General features: G+C 65.3%; 18 protein-coding genes. 10 read left to right on the plus strand and 8 right to left on the minus strand.

Annotated features, from left to right (window positions below; genetic code table 11):
• The 3 genes from QOH60_RS26030 to QOH60_RS26040 form a co-directional block, all read left to right on the plus strand.
• Positions 1–1066: acyl-CoA dehydrogenase family protein (locus QOH60_RS26030; RefSeq protein ID WP_526424774.1), on the plus strand; the 1066-nt coding region annotated here is incomplete at its 5' end.
• A 345-nt stretch (positions 1067–1411) separates the two neighbouring features.
• Positions 1412–2149 carry an IclR family transcriptional regulator gene (locus QOH60_RS26035; RefSeq protein WP_526424775.1) on the plus strand — a complete coding sequence of 246 codons (738 nt, stop codon included), beginning with the start codon at positions 1412–1414 and terminating at the stop codon, positions 2147–2149.
• A gap of 112 nt (positions 2150–2261) precedes the next feature.
• A complete protein-coding gene (locus QOH60_RS26040) occupies positions 2262–2600 on the plus strand; it encodes a hypothetical protein (RefSeq protein ID WP_526424776.1) in 339 nt (112 codons plus the stop codon).
• Between the two features lie 8 nt (positions 2601–2608).
• Here QOH60_RS26040 and QOH60_RS26045 read toward each other — a convergent pair whose 3' ends face one another.
• On the minus strand, positions 2609–3601 hold the full coding sequence (locus QOH60_RS26045; RefSeq protein ID WP_526424777.1) for a diacylglycerol/lipid kinase family protein: 993 nt from the start codon (positions 3599–3601) through the stop codon (positions 2609–2611).
• 201 nt (positions 3602–3802) lie between these two features.
• Here QOH60_RS26045 and QOH60_RS26050 point away from each other — a divergent pair, with 201 nt between their 5' ends.
• Together QOH60_RS26050 and QOH60_RS26055 are read left to right on the plus strand one after the other, a co-directional pair.
• Positions 3803–5263 carry a glycine-rich domain-containing protein gene (locus QOH60_RS26050; RefSeq protein WP_526424778.1) on the plus strand — a complete coding sequence of 487 codons (1461 nt, stop codon included), beginning with the start codon at positions 3803–3805 and terminating at the stop codon, positions 5261–5263.
• A gap of 14 nt (positions 5264–5277) precedes the next feature.
• Positions 5278–5631: a hypothetical protein gene (locus tag QOH60_RS26055; protein WP_526424779.1), complete on the plus strand. Its 354-nt coding sequence runs from the start codon at positions 5278–5280 to the stop codon at positions 5629–5631.
• On the opposite strand, the gene QOH60_RS26060 is transcribed toward QOH60_RS26055, so the two are convergent.
• From QOH60_RS26060 to QOH60_RS26080, 5 genes are all read right to left on the minus strand, one after another.
• Complete coding sequence (locus tag QOH60_RS26060; RefSeq protein WP_526424780.1) at positions 5618–6358, minus strand: prolipoprotein diacylglyceryl transferase family protein; 741 nt, start codon at positions 6356–6358, stop codon at positions 5618–5620. The genes QOH60_RS26055 and QOH60_RS26060 overlap by 14 nt on opposite strands.
• Positions 6359–6363: 5 nt before the next feature.
• On the minus strand, positions 6364–6804 hold the full coding sequence (locus QOH60_RS26065; protein ID WP_526424781.1) for a signal peptidase II: 441 nt from the start codon (positions 6802–6804) through the stop codon (positions 6364–6366).
• Between the two features lie 2 nt (positions 6805–6806).
• The gene (locus QOH60_RS26070; protein WP_526424782.1) at positions 6807–7451 is read right to left on the minus strand and encodes a GNAT family N-acetyltransferase; all 645 of its coding nucleotides are present in this window, start codon (positions 7449–7451) and stop codon (positions 6807–6809) included.
• Positions 7452–7518: 67 nt separating this feature from the next.
• Positions 7519–8913, minus strand: a complete 1395-nt coding sequence (locus QOH60_RS26075) for a cystathionine beta-synthase (RefSeq protein WP_526424783.1) — start codon at positions 8911–8913, stop codon at positions 7519–7521.
• A gap of 55 nt (positions 8914–8968) precedes the next feature.
• Positions 8969–10021 (minus strand): alpha/beta hydrolase, encoded by a 1053-nt coding sequence (locus tag QOH60_RS26080; protein ID WP_526424784.1) that lies wholly within the window; start codon positions 10019–10021, stop codon positions 8969–8971.
• A gap of 241 nt (positions 10022–10262) precedes the next feature.
• Between QOH60_RS26080 and QOH60_RS26085 the strand changes: the two genes are divergently transcribed.
• Positions 10263–11228 (plus strand): SGNH/GDSL hydrolase family protein, encoded by a 966-nt coding sequence (locus QOH60_RS26085; protein WP_526424785.1) that lies wholly within the window; start codon positions 10263–10265, stop codon positions 11226–11228.
• Positions 11229–11270: 42 nt separating this feature from the next.
• Positions 11271–12488 (plus strand): acetyl-CoA C-acetyltransferase, encoded by a 1218-nt coding sequence (locus tag QOH60_RS26090; protein WP_526424786.1) that lies wholly within the window; start codon positions 11271–11273, stop codon positions 12486–12488.
• 59 nt (positions 12489–12547) lie between these two features.
• Here the strand turns inward: QOH60_RS26090 and QOH60_RS26095 are convergent, their stop codons facing one another.
• Together QOH60_RS26095 and QOH60_RS26100 are read right to left on the minus strand one after the other, a co-directional pair.
• Positions 12548–13408: a hypothetical protein gene (locus QOH60_RS26095; RefSeq protein ID WP_526424787.1), complete on the minus strand. Its 861-nt coding sequence runs from the start codon at positions 13406–13408 to the stop codon at positions 12548–12550.
• 94 nt (positions 13409–13502) lie between these two features.
• Complete coding sequence (locus QOH60_RS26100) at positions 13503–14345, minus strand: Bax inhibitor-1/YccA family protein (protein WP_526424788.1); 843 nt, start codon at positions 14343–14345, stop codon at positions 13503–13505.
• 144 nt (positions 14346–14489) lie between these two features.
• Here QOH60_RS26100 and QOH60_RS26105 point away from each other — a divergent pair, with 144 nt between their 5' ends.
• The 3 genes from QOH60_RS26105 to QOH60_RS26115 are packed head-to-tail and all read left to right on the plus strand — an operon-like array spanning position 14490 to position 18111.
• On the plus strand, positions 14490–15551 hold the full coding sequence (locus tag QOH60_RS26105; RefSeq protein WP_526424789.1) for a 3-hydroxyisobutyryl-CoA hydrolase: 1062 nt from the start codon (positions 14490–14492) through the stop codon (positions 15549–15551).
• A gap of 14 nt (positions 15552–15565) precedes the next feature.
• Complete coding sequence (locus tag QOH60_RS26110) at positions 15566–16339, plus strand: enoyl-CoA hydratase (protein WP_526424790.1); 774 nt, start codon at positions 15566–15568, stop codon at positions 16337–16339.
• Positions 16340–16350: 11 nt separating this feature from the next.
• Positions 16351–18111, plus strand: a complete 1761-nt coding sequence (locus tag QOH60_RS26115; RefSeq protein WP_526424791.1) for an alpha/beta hydrolase — start codon at positions 16351–16353, stop codon at positions 18109–18111.
• The last annotated feature ends 3 nt before the right edge of the window (positions 18112–18114 follow it).

Below are 18114 nucleotides of genomic sequence, written 5' to 3' on the forward strand. Positions count from 1 at the left end.
GCGTCCCCACGTCGCCGAGTGGTTCGAGACCGGTGAGATGCCGGCCCGAGAGGTCGCCGTCGATATCGGGAAGCTCGGGCTGCTGGGCATGCACCTGAAGGGGTACGGGTGCTCCGGATCCAGCGCCACCGCCTACGGGCTGGTGTGCCAGGAGCTCGAGGCCGTCGACAGCGGGTTGCGCAGCCTGGTCTCGGTGCAGGGTTCGCTGGCGATGTTCGCGATCCACCGTCACGGCAGCGAAGAACAACGGCAGCAGTGGCTGCCGTCGATGGCCACGGGCGAGGCGATCGGCTGTTTCGGGCTCACCGAGTCCGACTTCGGCTCCAATCCTGCTGGCATGCGCACGAATGCGCGTCGAGACGGCGGCGATTGGATCCTGAACGGATCGAAGATGTGGATCACCAACGGGTCGATTGCCGACGTCGCGATCGTCTGGGCCAGAACGGAGGACGGCATCGCTGGTTTCGTCGTCCCGACGGACACGCCGGGGTTCTCTGCGCGCACGATGACGCACAAGGTGTCTTTGCGCGCATCGGTCACCTCGGAGTTGGCGTTCGACGACGTCCGGTTGCCTGCTGATGCGAAACTGCCTGAAGCACAAGGGTTATCGGGCCCGCTGGCGTGCCTGTCGGAAGCGCGGTTCGGGATCGTGTTCGGTGCCGTCGGCGCAGCCCGTGACTGCCTCGAGGCCACGTTGGACTACGTGACGACGCGTCAGGTGTTCGACAAGCCGCTGTCCGCCTATCAGCTCACGCAGGCCAAGCTCGCCGACATGGCCGTCGAGTTGGCCAAGGCGCAACTGCTGGCGATCCATCTCGGCCGCCTCAAGGACGGCGGGCAGATCCGCCCCGATCAGGTCAGCATCGGCAAACTCAACAACGTCCGCGAAGCCCTCACGATTGCGAGACAATGCCGCACCCTGTTGGGCGCCAATGGGATAACGCTCGAATACCCGGTGATTCGGCACGCCAACAACCTGGAGTCCGTGCTCACCTACGAAGGCACCTCAGAGGTGCACCAACTCGTCATCGGCGAAGCGCTGACCGGGGAGTCGGCCTTCAGATAGCCGGCTGCTGGGCCGCCGGCCCGACGTCACCACCGGTCCGCCGTCATGGAGTGTCATTACCGGGACATTTCGTCGATGCGAATTTGCGCACATGACAATTCCGCGCGCCTTTCCCGAGCAGTATTCGGCTGGCTGATAACCGTTGCAACACAGCACTTCTCCTTCGAAAACGGCATTCAGATTCGGACGCCTACCGCTACGGGTTGCGGTGCGCGTAAATAAACACAAAACAAAACCTGCGTGGAATACCGCGATAGCCCGATTCCATACTCTGTCCGCGTTTAAGGTCTCTGTGGCGTTCTCTGTCGCCGCGATTCAGAGGAAGTGGTCACTGTGGTGCGGCCCTTGAGCATTACCGAAGTCAACTCGGACTCGTCGCCGATAGGCGAGTCAAGGCGCGGGGTGCTCGACGGAGCGTTCGGCGTGCTGGACGCCCTCGCCGACGCCGACGAAGGATTGGGACTTACCGCATTGGCCCGCGCGGCAGGCCTCGCAAAAACCTCTGCGTACCGGCTCGCCGAACAATTGGCCGACTTGGGCGCAGTCCAGCGCGTCGAGCGCCGTTACTACCTCGGACCCCGAATCGGCTACATCGGACAGCGCTGGCAGCCCGACCCCGTGCTGCGACAGGCCGGTCAGGCACCGGTGCACAGTCTGGCCGTGCAAACGCGGGCAATGGCCTCACTGCGCACGCTGCACGAGGGCAGATTGCGGGTCATCTGCACCACTGTGGCGCACGGGCACGCCTTCTTGCCGAGCCCCGCGGACCCGGAGTCGACGGCGCGCACGGCGACCGGGCGGGTCCTCTACGCGGCTCAAGCGGACGCCGAGATCACGCTGCCAGATTGCTGGTCCGCCCATGAATGGCGCCGGCTGCGCGATTCCATTCGCGAGCTGCACACCACGGTGATCGATGATCAAGAGGCCCTGCCAGGGGTGTGTTGCGTGGCCGCCCCGGTCTGGGCACCGGATGGCACATGCACAGCCGCCGTGACGGCACTCTTAGGAGCTGCCAAACCAACCACCCGGGTCTGCGATCTCGTGGCGCTTGCCGCTCGCCGCATCGGCGCCCGGTTGTCATAGCGGCATCGGTCCGGTGGCCGGACCGCCGACTTGCCCATTCCTGTACGTTTGCTGTGAGATTCGGGCAGCTCCTGCGCGGGCGGTCAACGCGCCGAGCGAATCGGAGGATGTGATGGCTTATCTCGCGCCGAACCAGCCCGGCACGCCCCAACGTGTCATCGAGGCGCAACCATCGATCACTGTGACGTCCGCCGCCCGATGCGTGGTTGCCGGGACCGGATTCCTACCGAATCACGAAGTGACAGTTCATGTTTCGTACACCGCGGACGACGCCAGCGACTTCATCACCTTCACCGCCGACGCCGTTGGCCAGTTCCGCGCCGAACTGCCCACCAGTGCCGATAGCGGGACGTTGCACATCACCGCCACCGACCACCGCCGCCACTACATAGGTGGCGCAGCCCGGGTGATGTGGAGCAACACCGAAACCATCGACGCCTGCGGGCGGTAAAGCGGTAATCAGCCGATCCGCGCGATACGAACGCCCGGCCCGGCACGCACAACGAGATGCACAATCGCGGCGAAGCGCTCGCCGTCGATGATCGGCGACAGCGGCTCATCTTGGGCCACGATGATCATCTCGCGGCCCTCGACGTCGCAGAGCCGATCACCACGAATCCCGCGTCCGGCTATCAACGCGGGAAGCTGGGCAATCATTTTCGCCGGCGGCAGCTCGCCTGCTTGGAAATGCAACGCTCCCGGCTCGCGAGCCTTTGGGAAAAGCCGAACCACCCCACCAAGATTCACGTCGAATGCACCGGCGTGCAATGCCGTGTGGTGACGAGTCGGGACCTCGACGCCGTCGATCGCCACGCGGGCTCGGGTCGGGTTGAACAATTCCTCGGCGTACCGTCGCCCGCCCGATCCTTTGCCCACAGCTTTCGCGAGAACGTAGTCGCCGACCGCACGGACGATGACGCGCACGATGGTCGCGCGTCCCGGATCGCGATCCCGGTAATACGCGTCGAAGAAGCGATTCCCGACGCCACCTGCGGCCAGCGCAAATCCGACCCGGTGAAACGTTGTGCCATCGACGGTTTCGCCGCACAGTTCCAAGCTGTCAAGCGTGACTTCCCGCGGCGATCCACCGGTCTCGGCCGACGCGGCGAGCGCACCCACGATCGCCTCCGCGCGCCCGCCGATCCGCGCCTTGCGGGCGACGAAATCGATGGTGCCGCCGCTGGTCGGCACGAACGTCGGCCAGAGTGCGGGATCGCTTATGTGCGAGTGCATCTCGTTGATCAACCAGTTCAGCGACCCGTCACCCCCGTCGCTGACCAGGTGGGTCACCCGAGTGTCGAGGCTGCTCACCACCGCGCGAAGCTCATCGAGAGAACGGGTTTCGTGCACCTCACCCCACCGGCCGAGAACGCGACGGAGCTTGGCGGTGCGATCGCCGGGATTGCCGCGGTTCTTCCGTGCGAAGGGATTGACAACGACGCCCACATACATCGGGGCATCATCCTCCTGGCGGTTGGCGCCGGCTTCCTAGCAGACACCCCAACGACATTCGATCCGAAACCTTTTCACACCGACGTACGCGCCGTCGCGACTGCGGTCCGCTGAGCGGACCAGGATCTTGTCGGGCGAAGGCGACCGATGCGCAATGGTCCCCGTAGTTCGGGCGATGCGTCGACGGGTAGGAGAACTGATATGACCCTCGCGGTCATCCTCGCGGCACCGTTGCTGATCGCCGCCATGTTGATGGCGGTCCGGTTCGTCGGATGCACGCTCGATGCCGATCCGATACCGCAGTCGTACAGCGGGATAGTCGCCCAATCTGACGGCTTGATCAGCCTGTGGGAGCTGAACGACTCGTCACCCCCGACTGCCGTAGACCACATGAACCGACATGACGGCACCTACCACGGCGGGGTATCGAACCATGTCAAGGGCTTGGTCAGCGCCGCCGCCGTCGAATTGTCCAACTTCGGAGCCGAATTCGACGGCAAGACCGGATTCGTGGAGGTGCCCTTCACGCTCGACCTCAATGCCCCCGAGTTCAGCGTCGAGGCCCTCGTGCAGCCGGCGGGCGTCGGGACCGGCAGGCAGGTGATCGTCGAATCCGGCGGCGCATACCAGTTGGCGGTGCACGGCACCGATTTCGAGGCCTCCGTCGGAGGTGCCAACGGCTTCCAGCCGCCCGTCGTCGTGCACGCCCGCGAAGCAGGCCCGGGGCCCTTCTACACCGCGATGACCTACGACGGATCGACCCTCAGCCTGTGGGTGAACCCGGCCGCCAGCGACGGCGAAGGGACATTCCTCGACCAGGAGAACCCGGACAACTCCCGGTTCAACTCCGCGTCCCGCCACATCCCCCCGGCCACCGGCGGCGCACTGCACATCGGCGCGAGTGCAGACGCCAACGCACCCGGTGAATTCTTTGCAGGCACACTGCAGGACGTAGCGGTGTACAACCGCGCCCTTTCCTTCAAGGACGTCGTCAACCATTGGTCGGTCTTCGCGACCGGGTTCCAGCAAGTCGGCGAGGACGGCGCCAGCCGCGACATCGAGCTCGGCAATGAAGGCACACTGTCGGCCACGGCCGCTTTCGCCCCGCACGACCTGCAGGCGGAGCCGCCGATGATGGTGGGCACGACCACGTACACGATCCCGCCGTGGTGTAACTACGTCGACCTTTTCCTTATCGGTGGCGGAGGGGGCGCGTCGTCGAACAACGGCGGCCTCGCGGGCGCTTTCAAGACCACGTCGCTCTGGCGCGGTCCGGGAGACCCCCCGCACGGGGAGAACGTCGTCCCGTTGCCTCCGACCACGACATTGATCACCATGACGGTCGGAGCGGGCGGTGCGGGGGGAACGGTGACCAATCAGCCCACCAACGGCGGTGACACCACTGCCACGGCTGACGGGATCTCGGATCAGACCGCCGAAGGAGGCGGCGCCGCGGGCAGCTCGAGCCTCACGGGCGTAGGGCCTCAACCTTCCGAGCAAACCCTGGGCCCGACAACGGAGACGGCCGGATCTGACCAGACCAACGCGGGGCAGCCCGGAAACGAGCCGGGGGGCGGCGGCGCAGGTGGCGGATTCTTCGCCGGCGGCTCCGGCGCGGACGGCATCGCGTGGGTGGTCGCCCGCCAGATCAACAACAGCTAGGAGAAACGGCACGCATGACGATTCGCAACAACGCGACCAAAAAGGCGCTGGCCGAGACGTATAAGGAACTCGGCGCGTTCTTCGGGGTGACCAAGGGCGATCCAGGCAACGACGCGCAACCCGCACATGAACCGGACACCGGCGGCTCCCACACCTACCGCCGCGTTCCCTCGAACTGGACGGTCAACGATTCAGGGGTCGCGACCGGATCAGTCACGATCGACGTCGACGACGGGACCTACACCCATGCGATCCTGTGCCAGGGAATCGACGGGGCAAACATGATCGACAGTTGCATGTTCCCATCGGCCATCACGATGAACGGCGGTGGTCAGATCGTGCTCAACCCCGTCTTCAAGCAGTCGTGACGAACCAGCCGAGCGCTGATAACGCCACTGCACACGTGACGAACACGGCCAACGCCCTCCGATGATCGACGGTGACACCCGCTGATCGCTCGCGCAGCGGATCGATAGCGAAACGCGTTGCTGCATAACCGAAGAGCGCGGCAAGGAAGATCGTGCCACGTGGGACGCCGACCCACAGCAGCACCACCGACGCGGCGAGCAATGCCGCTGCGGCCGCCATCTCGAGCAGCTGCACCGGATACCTGCGCACCCAACGGCCCTTGTGATCCGGCAGGCGCCACCCGAGCCGGCCGTCGTGTGGCCGACCCGCGCAGCAGCCGTTGAGCAGGCAGCCGACCCGAGTGAAAATCATCCCCGTGAGCATCGTGAATGTCGCGCCGTCCCAGAACGCCGCGAATCCGAGCCCGAGTGCGGCCAACACCGGAACCGAGAGCACCAGCGCAAGTAAAAGGCCGCCGTAGAGCGCCATGCCGCCTTCTGAATATCGCCAGATGCGGCGTGGGTCATGGCGATAGATCTCCCAGTGATCGAGCACGAACCAGATGCGCGCCCCCGCCACCGCAGGCAAGAACATGATCAACGCCGCCACCGACGCGGCAGTGCGCTCAATGCCAAGGCTCGGCGCGACCGCATACATCACGTAGAAGCCGCACACCAGCCCCACGTACAACATCGCCGGATAGCTCCAAATCCGAAGCCCGCCAACGTCGAACAATATGCGACGCACGCGCACTACCCTCCCCAGCTCACGGGTGTATCGCCCAGACGCCAGAGCAGCGATGCGCCGGCAAGTGCTGCTCCCCCGACGATCGCGACATCGGCGAGGTTGAACACCGGCCAGCGGCCGATCGCGATGAAATCCACTACCACGCCGCGCAACAGGCGGTCGGCGACGTTGCCCGCCGCACCGGCCAGCGCCGCCGTCAGGCCGAGGATCAGGACCCTGTTCTCGCTGAGCGCGGGAGCCCAGAGCAGGGCAGCGATCACGGATGCGACGGCCGACAAATACAACACGACCATCCTGCGCAGCGAGTCGTCGCGCGGAATCAACTGGCGACCGCTGGTGACCAGACGCAGGATTCCCCGGCGGCCAGCCAGGTTTCGCAACGCGAGTTCTTTCGTCGCGAAGTCGGCGACTACGATCACGCCCGCCATCACGACGATGCCTCCCATAGTCACATCACCTGCGACAGTGCGACTTTCGGCGCAACCGGTTTCGCATACAGGACGTAACCCCACCGACGGTCCTTGACGGGCCGAAGACCGTAGCGTTCCAGAGCACTCCTGGCCGGGCGGTGCCGCGAGCCGGTATGCGCGACGATGACCGGGAATCCGCCGCGCTGCGCCACCAGTTCAGCGTGATACCCGAGCGTTGACGCGACGTCGCGGCGACGAGCGTGGCGGGCGATAGCGATCGTGCCGACGTAGTAGGCGCGCCGCGGAGGTCTCGGCGTTGCGGCGATCAGGTGTAGCAGCGACGCGAACAGCAGCGGCCACCGGCGCATGCTCGCGTACCGTAAACCCTTGTGCAGCAGGGCAAGATGCAACCGGTAACGCTCGCGGGCCGCGAAGCCGATCAGAACCCCGACAACTTTGCCGTCGATCTCGGCCACGAGCGCGTGCTCGAAGCTGGCCGAATGGCCCTGCGTGCGCCACAGCTGTTCGAGCGCGCGGCGCGCCTCGCGCTCGGAGCCCGCGATCGCGTTGTAAGCATGCGGCGCAGCGTCATACACCAGACCGGCTACCGGATCCTCGCGGCGAGCAGGCCGAACTGCGACGCCGGGCGCCGGCAGGACGACTGTGGTTTCCGCGACTGACATATCGGGGTTCACCCAATGTCGCGCGATTACCGCTTTCAACAGCGCGGTCCGCTGAGCGGACCGTCGTTTACCCGCGAGTGGAGGTTCCCGACAGGAAGCCCAGAAGATCCTGGCGCGTGATCACGCCGACCGGCTTGCCTTCCTCGACCACCATCAGCGCGTCGCAGTCCCGCAACATCTTCGCCGCAGTCCCGACCTGCTCACCGGCGCCGATCATCGGCAGCGGCGGACTCATGTGCTGCGATACGGCGTCGGCAAGTTTGGCGCGGCCCTCGAACACCGCGGACAGCATCTCGCGCTCCGATACGCTGCCCGCGACTTCGCCTGCCATGACTGGCGGTTCGGCACCGACGACCGGCATTTGCGACACCCCGTACTCGCGCAGGATTCCGATCGCGTCGCGAATCGTTTCCGACGGATGCGTGTGGACCAGGTCTGGCAGCGCACCGGACTTGCCCCGCAACACATCTCCGACGGTCGGCTGCTCCACCGAGCCGTCCAGCCTGCTGCGCAGAAACCCGTAGGACGACATCCAGTCGTCGTTGAAGATCTTCGACATGTAGCCCCGGCCGCCGTCGGGCAGCAACACCACGACCAGCGAATCCGGCCCGGCCCGCTCGGCGATGTTGACCGCCGCAACCACCGCCATGCCGCAGGAGCCTCCCACGAGCAGCGCTTCCTCGCGGGCCAGCCGCCTCGTCATGTCGAAGGAGTCGGCATCGGATACGGCAATGATCTCGTCGGGAACTGCCGGGTCGTACGCGGCGGGCCAGAAGTCCTCTCCCACGCCCTCCACCAGATACGGCCGGCCGCTGCCACCCGAGTAGACGGAGCCTTCCGGGTCGGCACCGACGATGCGGACCCTGCCGTCCGACACTTCCTTGAGGTAACGCCCCGCGCCCGTGATCGTGCCGCCGGTGCCGACGCCGGCGACGAAATGCGTTACCGTTCCGTCGGTGTCGGCCCACACCTCGGGCCCGGTGGTCTCGTAGTGGCTGGCAGGACCGTTCGGGTTCGAGTACTGATCGGGTTTCCATGCGCCGTCGACCTCGGACACCAAGCGATCGGACACGCTGTAGTAGCTGTCGGGGTGGTCCGGCGGCACTGCGGTCGGGCAGACCACCACGTCGGCGCCGTAGGCCCGCAGCACGTTGCGCTTGTCCTCGCTGACCTTGTCCGGGCAGACGAAGATGCACTTGTACCCGCGCCGCTGTGCCACAAGAGCCAGGCCGACGCCGGTATTGCCCGACGTCGGCTCGACAATCGTTCCGCCGGGCCGCAACTCACCGCTGGCCTCGGCTGCGTCGATCATCTTGACGGCAATGCGGTCCTTGGCGCTGGCGCCCGGGTTGAGGTATTCGATTTTCGCCACAACGCGCCCGGCCCCGTCGGGCACAACTGAGTGCAGCTCGACCAGGGGGGTGTTGCCGATCAGCTCACTGATGTGCCGGGCAATCCGCATGGGTACATGATCGCAGCCGCGTGAATCCCCGGCGATAACGACCCGTGAGTCGGTACTAGCCGGTGGCCTCGCGAATGTACTCGCCGATCTGTCGCAGGGAGCGCACGGCTTCGGGAACCATCGGTGCGCAGAGCTGGAACACGTGCATCTGCCCCGGCCAGACGCGCACCTCGGCGGTAACTCCGGCCGCGGCCAGCCTGCGTGCGGCCAACCGGGCGTCGTAAAGCAGCACTTCGGACCCTGACACGTGAATCAGGGTGCGGGGAAGACCCGGTTCGATGTGGTCCAGCGGTTCGTACACACCCTCGGGTTCCCCGTCGACTGTGCGGCGAGCCGCTGCGCGCGCGATGAGTTCGGCCAGCGCGTCAAAAGCCTTGGGCGGGAACATCGCATCGGTCGCGATGTTGGCGTGCGCCTTCTTCGCCTCCGGGTCCAGCTGCATCAACGGGGACAGTGATACCAGCGCGGCGGGTTCTTCGCCATCGGCGAGTAGCCTCTCCGCCAACGCGAGCGCGAGATAGCCCCCTGCCGAATCTCCTGCCAGCACAATCTGATCCGCCTGATAGCCGAGGTCGCGCAGCCACTGGTAACCGTCGTAGCAGTCGTCGATCGCCTCACCGACCGAGTGCTTCGGGACCATCCGGTAGTTGAGCACCAGCACAGGCGAATCGGCGTAGTGGGAGATCATCGTCGTCAACCGGCCGTGCGAGTGCGCGCCGCACGTCAGGAACGCGCCGCCGTGCATATACAGCACGATCCGGCGCTTGCCGTCGGCGGGCAGCACGCCTTTCGCGCGGACCACCTGCGCGGTGCAGTGAGGGAGTTTGATGGTGGCGCGCACTGTGCCTGGGATGGGCAGCATTGCACGCGAGACAAAGTCGATCAGGCCCCATGGCCACGGAACAAACGGGGCGTGGCTGCCAACTGTCAGCGTCGGACGGATGGTGAGCCGGGCGCCCAACCAGGCCAGGCGCCCGGCGATACTAGGCCCGTCTTCCACCACCTCGACAGGCGCGCCGTCGCTGACCGGATATCTTCGGCTCTTTACCGATCTAGCTGCGCCGATATGCGCCCTCGGAGAACCCGAAACCTTGCTCGGTGCGGTCATGTTCACACTCCTACGCCGTTGTAGGCCGGGTTCCGACGGGGCAACCGTCAATTCCCGGTAACTTAGCTTGACACCCTTCCCAACTTCAACAATCAACGAAGGTGTTTTGATACCGGATCCGATATTGGCTCGTGACCGCCTCGATAGTTCCTGGGCTCATCGCCTCCTTTTCCTCTTCGCGCGAGCGCTCATCGGCCCTAGTTGCAGGTTTTCCGTCGCATTCACACCTAGACTTGATGGTGTGGGCATGCGCGCACCGCGTCGGTCGACTATCGCGCTGGCGGCTGTGGGAGCCGTCGCGTCCTCCGGGACCGCCTATGTCGGGGCCCGAAATCTCTTGTACGGGCAGGCAGATCGGGCCCGCAGCGTCATCCCGAGGACCTGGACACCGCCGCCGCGCGCCGACGGTGTCTATTCACCAGGTGGCGGTCCGGTCGAGCGTTGGTCCCGAGACGTGCCGTTCGACCTGCACCTGATGATCTTCGGCGACTCGACGGCCACCGGGCTGGGCTGCGACTGCGCCGACGAGGTCCCCGGCGTCTTGCTGGCGCGCGGCCTCGCCGACGAGACGGGCAAGCGAATCCGGTTGAGCACCAAGGCCATATCTGGTGCCACCTCGAAGGGCCTCTCCGGTCAGGTAGACGCGATGTTCGTGGCGGGCCCGCCTCCCGACGCGGCGGTCATCATGATCGGCGCCAACGACATCACCGCACTCAACGGCATCAACCAGTCGGCGCGTCGTCTGCGAGCCGCGGTCCGGCGGTTGCGGGCCAGCGGTGCGGTCGTCGTGGTCGGCACGTGTCCGGATTTCGGGGTCATCACAGCCATTCCGCAGCCGCTTCGGTGGACGCTGCGCACGCGCGGCCTGCGGCTGGCACGTGCCCAGGCCGCAGCGGTGCGCACCGCCGATGCAGCATCGGTGCCGTTGGCAGACCTGCTCGCACCGGAGTTTCTTCAAGCGCCCGAGCTGATGTTCGCCGAGGACAAGTACCACCCGTCGGCGGCGGGGTATGCACTGGCAGCCAAGCAGCTTTTTCCCGCCCTGTGCAACGTACTTGGGGAATGGACCGGCGGTCCTGTGCCGGAGCTGCCGTGGGTGTCGCGGGCGGCGGAGGCCAGGACGATCAAGAGCCGGTTGCGCCGGTTCAGCCGGGTCTGGCGGCGTACCACGGGTGTTCCGGCACCCGTGGTCGTGCCTGCCAACTGACGCCGACTAGGTTGTTCTAGTTCCGTCACAACAGGAGGCGTCATGCCCGAAGCCGTCATCGTCTCGACAGCCCGATCGCCGATCGGCCGCGCCGGCAAAGGATCGTTGGTCGACATCCGCCCCGACGACCTCGCCGCGCAGATGGTGCGCGCCGCGCTGGACAAGGTTCCCGCGCTTGATCCACACGACCTCGACGATCTGATCATGGGTTGCGGACAGCCCGGCGGCGAGTCGGGATTCAACATCGGCCGCACGGTGGCCGTTCAACTCGGCTACGACTTCCTGCCCGGCACAACGGTCAACCGCTACTGCTCGTCGTCATTGCAGACGAGCCGCATGGCCTTCCACGCCATCAAGGCGGGTGAGGGATCGGCATTCGTCTCGGCGGGCGTGGAGACCGTGTCGCGCTTCCCGAAGGGCACGTCGGACGGCTGGCCTGACACCCACAACCCCGAGTACGCGGACGCAGAAGACCGGACCGTGCAGGCCGCTGCGGGCGCCGACGAATGGCACGACCCCCGCACGGACGGCAACCTGCCGGACGTTTACATCGCGATGGGCCAGACCGCGGAAAACGTTGTGCTACTTACAGGTATCAGCCGCGAGGACCAGGATCACTGGGGTGTGCGCAGCCAGAACCGGGCCGAACAGGCGATCGCCAACGGCTTCTTCGAACGTGAGATCGTGCCGGTGACGCTGCCGGACGGCTCGACGGTGAGCAAGGACGACGGCCCCCGCGCGGGCACAACGTACGAGAAGATCAGCCAGCTCAAGCCGGTGTTCCGGCCCAACGGCACGGTGACGGCAGGCAACGCGTGTCCGCTGAATGACGGCGCCGCCGCGGTGGTGATCACGTCGGATGCGAAGGCCCGCGAGCTGGGTCTGAAGCCGCTGGCGCGGATCGTGGCGACCGGGGTGAGCGGGCTGTCGCCGGAGATCATGGGCCTCGGGCCCATCGAGGCCACCCGCAAGGCGCTGGCCAACGCCGGAATGTCAATCGACGACATCGATCTCGTCGAGATCAATGAAGCATTCGCCGTTCAGGTGCTCGGCTCGGCGCGCGAGCTCGGCATCGACGAGGACAAGCTCAATGTCTCGGGCGGGGCGATCGCGCTGGGCCATCCGTTCGGCATGACCGGTGCGAGGATCACAGCCACGCTGCTGAACAACCTCCAGACCTACGACAAGACGTTCGGCCTGGAGACGATGTGCGTTGGCGGCGGCCAGGGCATGGCGATGATCATCGAGCGACTGTCCTAGCGGCGTTTCCTTCACCGAGACTGCTGTGAGATCGCGATTTCGAGCTGCCTCGCGATCTGTCAGCAGTCTCGACGCGCGCGTTGGTCCCATGCCCGCTGCACCCGGCGCATGACATCCGAAGAAGGGTGTCGGGCTGTCACTCTAATGTCGGTCCAACCGAGAGTTTGCAAATCCTCGAGACGTCGGATGTCGTACGCGAATCGAACCGGGTCGACGCGATGTTGATCGCCGTCGTACTCGACCGCCAACTTGAGGTTCTCCCAACCCATGTCGAGGTAGTACCACTGCGAGCCATCGGGACTGCGAACCGGTATTTGCGTCTGCGGGCGCGGATATCCGGCTCGGATGATCAATAGCCGCAGCCACCTTTCTTTTGGAGACGCAGCCCCAGGGTCGTAGAGGTCCAAACCGGTCAGTAGCTGACGAACCCCGCGCGCTCCTGGATGGTCGCGGGCGATTCGACGCACTTCATCGAGGTGGAAACCTGTTGCGTTGCCGAGCGCATCGAGCCGGGCCACCGCCTCGTTCAATGAACCGTGTCGGCCGATGTCGAAGGCGGTGCGCTCGAGCGTGGTCACAAGAAAGTCGCCAATGTGGGCGTATTCGTGCGCACGAAGCCGAAAGTCGTATGTGCGCAGTCCACGCGGCCGGCGGGAATTCGGCCATATCAGCTCAATGGGGCGAGAGTCGTCGACCCATTTCGAGCCATGCAGTGCAGCCGCTGTAAGGCCGGCGATGATGCCATGCCGATGGGACCACAACCACGCTGCGTGAGCCCGCTGATGCAGCGTCAGCACCAGTTCCTTTGTGACGTAGACGTCTGGGTAGACGGACCGGTAGCGAGCTCGCAGTTCGTGCTTGCGAACCAACCCCCGGAGTATCGCCTCACTGCCGACAAACGGCTCCTCGCCAAGCTCCATGAGGCCAGCCTCTCGCCGGCCGCCGCCTCTCGGCGAACCTCCAGGCATGCAGAAAGGCCCGGCACCACAGTGCCGGGCCTTTCTGAATAGCGTGCTAGTCGCGGTAGAAGTAGCTGAGCAGCTGCAGGATCTCCAGATACAGCCACACCAGGGTGACCGTCAGCGCCAACGCGATGCCCCATGCCGCCTTCTCCGGCACGCCGGCGCGGATCATCTGGTCCGCCTGATCGAAGTCGATCAGGAACATGAACGCGGCGAGAGCAATAACCGCCAGCGAGAAGATGATCGCGATCGTGCCGCCGCTGCGGATACCCAGACCCTGGCCACCATTCACACCGAACATGGAGAGCAGGAAGTTGCCGAGCATCAAAATCAAGACGCCAAACAGCGAGGCCACGACCATGCGGGTGAGCTTGGGCGTGACGCGGATCGCCCCCGTCTTGTAGACGACGAGCATGCCGAAGAACACACCCAGCGTGCCGAGCACCGCCTGCATGAGGAAGACGCCGGCGCCGACACCGGACACAACAAAGTTGGCGAACAGATACGAGATTGCACCGAGGCCGAGGCCCTCCAGCGCGGCGTAGCTGAGCACGATCGCCGGGTTGTCCTGCTTACGGCCGAAGGTGGCGATCAGCACGAGGACGAAACCGCCCAAGAAGCCGACCAACGTGAACGGCATCGCGAGGCCGAGATTCTGGCCGACCAGGATGTAAGACACCACCGCGACCAGCGTGACCACGCCGAGCGTGATGCCGGTCTTCTGGACGACGTCGTCAATGGTCAGCGGGCGCGCGACGCCCTTCTGTACGTATGGCTCGGTCTCGGTGCCCTGATAAACCTGCTGCGCACCGGCGGCATAACCGGTGCCGAACTGCGCGTATCCACTCTGCTGCTTAGGCAGCGAGCGAAATACCGGATTGCTACTCTCCCGCACCGTCGGATCCTCTCCTGTGCTGAATATGGGGGAACAACGGTCTAACGATCGACGCCGGCATTCCAGTTCCCGTCTGTGAGTTTCTGCAAGGTAAACCTTACCCGTGAGTGATCAAGCTCGGGAGACGATCTAGATTGCTGTTCCGTGACGGATGAATCGCCGCTTGAAACCGCTACACCGTGTGACGAGATCCTGACCCGCACCGACAACGGTGTCGGATTTCTTGTCCTGAACCGGCCCAAAGCCATCAACTCGCTCACCCACACGATGGTCACGACGATGCACGCAGTGCTTGCCGAGTGGGAGCACGACGATGACATCCACACCGTGGTCGTCGAGGGCGCCGGCGAACGCGGCCTCTGTGCGGGCGGCGACATCGTCGCGATCTATCACAGCATCCGCGCCGACGGCGGCAGCGAGAGCAGGCAGTTCTGGTACGACGAGTACGTCCTGAACCATTACATCGCCAGATATCCCAAGCCGTACATCGCGTTGATGGACGGCATCGTGATGGGCGGCGGCGTCGGCGTCGGCGTGCACGGGTCGTCCCGCATCGTCACCGACACCTCCAAGATCGCGATGCCCGAGGTCGGAATCGGCTTCGCCCCTGACGTCGGCGGCACTTACTACCTGGCCCGCATGCCCGGGCGCCTGGGCCTTCACGCCGCGCTCACCGGCGCGCCGTTCGCCGGATCCGACGCCATCGCAATCGGTTTCGCCGACCACTACGTCCCGCACACGGATCTCGACGACTTCACCGAAACCGTCGTCAGCGACGGCCTGGAAGCCGCGCTGGACCGTCACGCGGTCGCACCACCACACAGCAATCTTGTCGCACAACAGAATTGGATCGACGAATGTTACGCCGGCGAGACCGTCGCCGACATCGTTGCCGCGCTGCGGGGACATGACGCCGGGCCCGCCAACGACGCCGCCAACCTGATCGCCACCCGTTCCCCTACCTCACTCGCGGTGGCGCTGGAATCCGTGCGGCGGGCGGGCAGCCTCACACTGGAAGGCGTTCTGCAGCAAGAGTATCGAGTGTCCTGCGGAACGTTGCGTCACCCTGACCTGGAAGAAGGCATCCGCGCGCAGGTGATCGACAAGGACCGCAGCCCGAAATGGTCACCGGCCCAAATCCCGGCGGTCACCGCTGCCGACGTCGAGGACTTCTTCGCCCCCGTCGAGAATGATCTGACGTTCTAGAAAGGACTCCTGAGATGACTTACGAGACCATCCTCGTCGACCGTCAGGATCGCGTCGCGACGATCACGCTGAACCGGCCGAATGCGCTGAACGCGCTGAACAGCCAGGTGATGACGGAACTCACCACGGCGGCAGCCGATCTCGACGCCGACGAGGGCGTCGGCGCAATCGTCGTCACCGGCTCGGAGAAAGCCTTCGCCGCGGGCGCCGACATCAAGGAGATGTCGGCACTGTCGTTCTCCGACGTCTTCTCCCAGGACTACTTCGCGACGTGGGGCCGCTTCGCCGCCGTGCGGACCCCGACCATCGCCGCGGTGGCTGGCTATGCGCTGGGTGGCGGATGCGAGCTCGCGATGATGTGCGACCTGCTGATCGCCGCCGACACCGCGAAGTTCGGCCAGCCCGAGATCAAGCTCGGCGTGCTTCCCGGAATGGGCGGTTCGCAGCGGCTCACACGGGCGATCGGCAAGGCCAAAGCCATGGACCTGATCCTGACCGGACGCACGATGGACGCCGCGGAGGCCGAGCACACCGGGCTGGTGTCGCGAGTCGTGCCCGCCGACGAGCTGATGCGTGAGGCGATGGCAGCGGCGACCACGATTTCGCAGATGTCCCTATCCGCGGCGCGGATGGCCAAGGAGGCGGTCAACCGCGCCTTCGAATCACCGCTCGCCGAGGGTCTGCTCTACGAGCGCAGGCTGTTCCACTCCGCGTTCGCCACGTCCGACCAGAGCGAAGGCATGGCCGCGTTTGTCGAGAAACGCCCACCAAAGTTCGTTCACCGCTGAACACTTGGTGAATGACCGAAACACAGGCCGCCGAGGCGAGCCCTGACGAACCCGCCGAGACGACGCCGGACGTAGACCCAGCCGAGCCACCGGCGGCGAAGGCGGCGGACGAGCCGGCCAAAAGACCGGATTGGTGGGTGCGCCATTACACCTTCACCGGTACCGCGGTCGGGCTGGTGTTCCTGTGGTTGTCGATGACGCCTTCGCTGCTGCCGCGCGGCCCGCTTTTCCAGGGAATCGTCAGCGGTATCGCGGGCGCGATTGGGTATGGCCTCGGTGTTTTCGCGGTCTGGCTGGTGAAGTTCATGCGGTCCAAAGACACCAGCCCGCCTGCGCCGAAGGCCGCGTGGCTCGCTCTGGTAATCGTGGGCATCGCCGGCACCGTCGGGATGGTCTGGTGGTTTCACGTCTGGCAGGACCACGTCCGCGACATGGTGCAGGTGCCGCGGCTCGCGTGGCACGCCTACCCCCTCGCCGGGGTGTTGTCGATCGTTGTCCTGTTCGTGCTGGTCGAGATCGGCCAGCTGATCGGCAAGTTCATCCTGTTCCTCGAACGTCAGCTCAATCGCATTGCGCCCCGGAGGGTTTCAGCCGTCATCGCGGCTCTCCTGGTGGCGGCGCTGTTCATCGCGATCCTCAACGGTGTAGTCGCGCGGTACGGCATGAGATCGCTGAACTCGACGTTCGCGGCGGTCAACGACGAAGAGAATCCCGACAATCCGCCACCGACGAGCGTCAACCGTTCCGGCGGCCCGGGTTCCACGGTGAAGTGGGAAGACCTCGGCAACCAGGGACGCACGTTCGTGGCCAACGGTCCCACCGTCGAAGAGCTGTCCAAATTCAACGGCGGGGCGGCCGCGAAGGAACCGATCCGGGCGTATGCGGGCTTGCACTCGGCGCCCAACATCGAGGCGATAGCCGACAAGGCCGTCGAGGAACTCGATCGCATGCACGCATTTGACCGCGCGGTGATCGCGGTCGCGACGACCACCGGCACCGGCTGGATCAACGAGGCGGAAGCCGAGACCGTCGAGTACATGTACAACGGCAACACCGCGATCGTCAGCATTCAGTACTCGTTCCTGCCGAGCTGGCTGTCGTTCATCGTCGACAAGGAGAAGGCGCGCCAAGCCGGTGTGGCGCTGTTCGAGGCGGTGTCGGCGAAGGTGCGCGCGATTCCCGAGGACCACCGGCCGAAACTTGTGGTGTTCGGCGAGAGCCTGGGCTCGTTCGGGGGCGAGGCACCGTTCCTGTCGGTGAACAACATCCTCGCGCGCACCGACGGCGCGCTGTTCTCTGGTCCGACATTTCAGAACACGATGTGGCTGGAAGCCACGCATGATCGCGACCCGGGTTCGCCGGAGTGGCTGCCGATTTACGACGGCGGGCGAAACGTCCGATTCGTGGCGATCAAAGAAGATCTCGATCGTCCCGGTCCGTGGCCGGACACCGACCAATACCGCCCCAAAGTCGTTTACCTGCAGCACGCGTCCGACCCGATCGCGTGGTGGAATCCCAACCTGGTGTTCGAGAAGCCCGACTGGCTCAGGGAGGCCCCGGGATACGACCGGCCGAAAGACATGTTCTGGATCCCGATCGTGACGTTTTTGCAGGTATCCGCCGACATGGCCGTCGCGGTCGACGTGCCCGACGGTCACGGCCACCGTTACGTCCGAAATGTCGTCGACGCGTGGGCGGCGATCTTGAACCCGCCCGGCTGGACGCCGCAGAAGACCAAAGATCTGCGCGAGATCGTGAAGGCGCCCGAGTAGGCC

The sequence above is a fragment of the Mycobacterium sp. genome (assembly GCF_032159765.1).
Lineage (GTDB): Bacteria > Actinomycetota > Actinomycetes > Mycobacteriales > Mycobacteriaceae > Mycobacterium.

Excerpts from the sequence above, each read along its gene's own strand:
- QOH60_RS26040 (WP_526424776.1), top strand. The coding sequence starts at position 2,262 with ATGGCTTATCTCGCGCCGAACCAGCCCGGCACGCCCCAACGTGTCATC.
- QOH60_RS26110 (WP_526424790.1), top strand. The coding sequence starts at position 15,566 with ATGACTTACGAGACCATCCTCGTCGACCGTCAGGATCGCGTCGCGACG.
- QOH60_RS26070 (WP_526424782.1), bottom strand. The coding sequence starts at position 7,451 with ATGTCAGTCGCGGAAACCACAGTCGTCCTGCCGGCGCCCGGCGTCGCA.
- QOH60_RS26075 (WP_526424783.1), bottom strand. The coding sequence starts at position 8,913 with ATGCGGATTGCCCGGCACATCAGTGAGCTGATCGGCAACACCCCCCTG.
- QOH60_RS26080 (WP_526424784.1), bottom strand. The coding sequence starts at position 10,021 with ATGACCGCACCGAGCAAGGTTTCGGGTTCTCCGAGGGCGCATATCGGC.
- QOH60_RS26055 (WP_526424779.1), top strand. The coding sequence starts at position 5,278 with ATGACGATTCGCAACAACGCGACCAAAAAGGCGCTGGCCGAGACGTAT.
- QOH60_RS26090 (WP_526424786.1), top strand. The coding sequence starts at position 11,271 with ATGCCCGAAGCCGTCATCGTCTCGACAGCCCGATCGCCGATCGGCCGC.
- QOH60_RS26045 (WP_526424777.1), bottom strand. The coding sequence starts at position 3,601 with ATGTATGTGGGCGTCGTTGTCAATCCCTTCGCACGGAAGAACCGCGGC.
- QOH60_RS26115 (WP_526424791.1), top strand. The coding sequence starts at position 16,351 with ATGACCGAAACACAGGCCGCCGAGGCGAGCCCTGACGAACCCGCCGAG.
- QOH60_RS26065 (WP_526424781.1), bottom strand. The coding sequence starts at position 6,804 with ATGGGAGGCATCGTCGTGATGGCGGGCGTGATCGTAGTCGCCGACTTC.
- QOH60_RS26095 (WP_526424787.1), bottom strand. The coding sequence starts at position 13,408 with ATGGAGCTTGGCGAGGAGCCGTTTGTCGGCAGTGAGGCGATACTCCGG.
- QOH60_RS26050 (WP_526424778.1), top strand. The coding sequence starts at position 3,803 with ATGACCCTCGCGGTCATCCTCGCGGCACCGTTGCTGATCGCCGCCATG.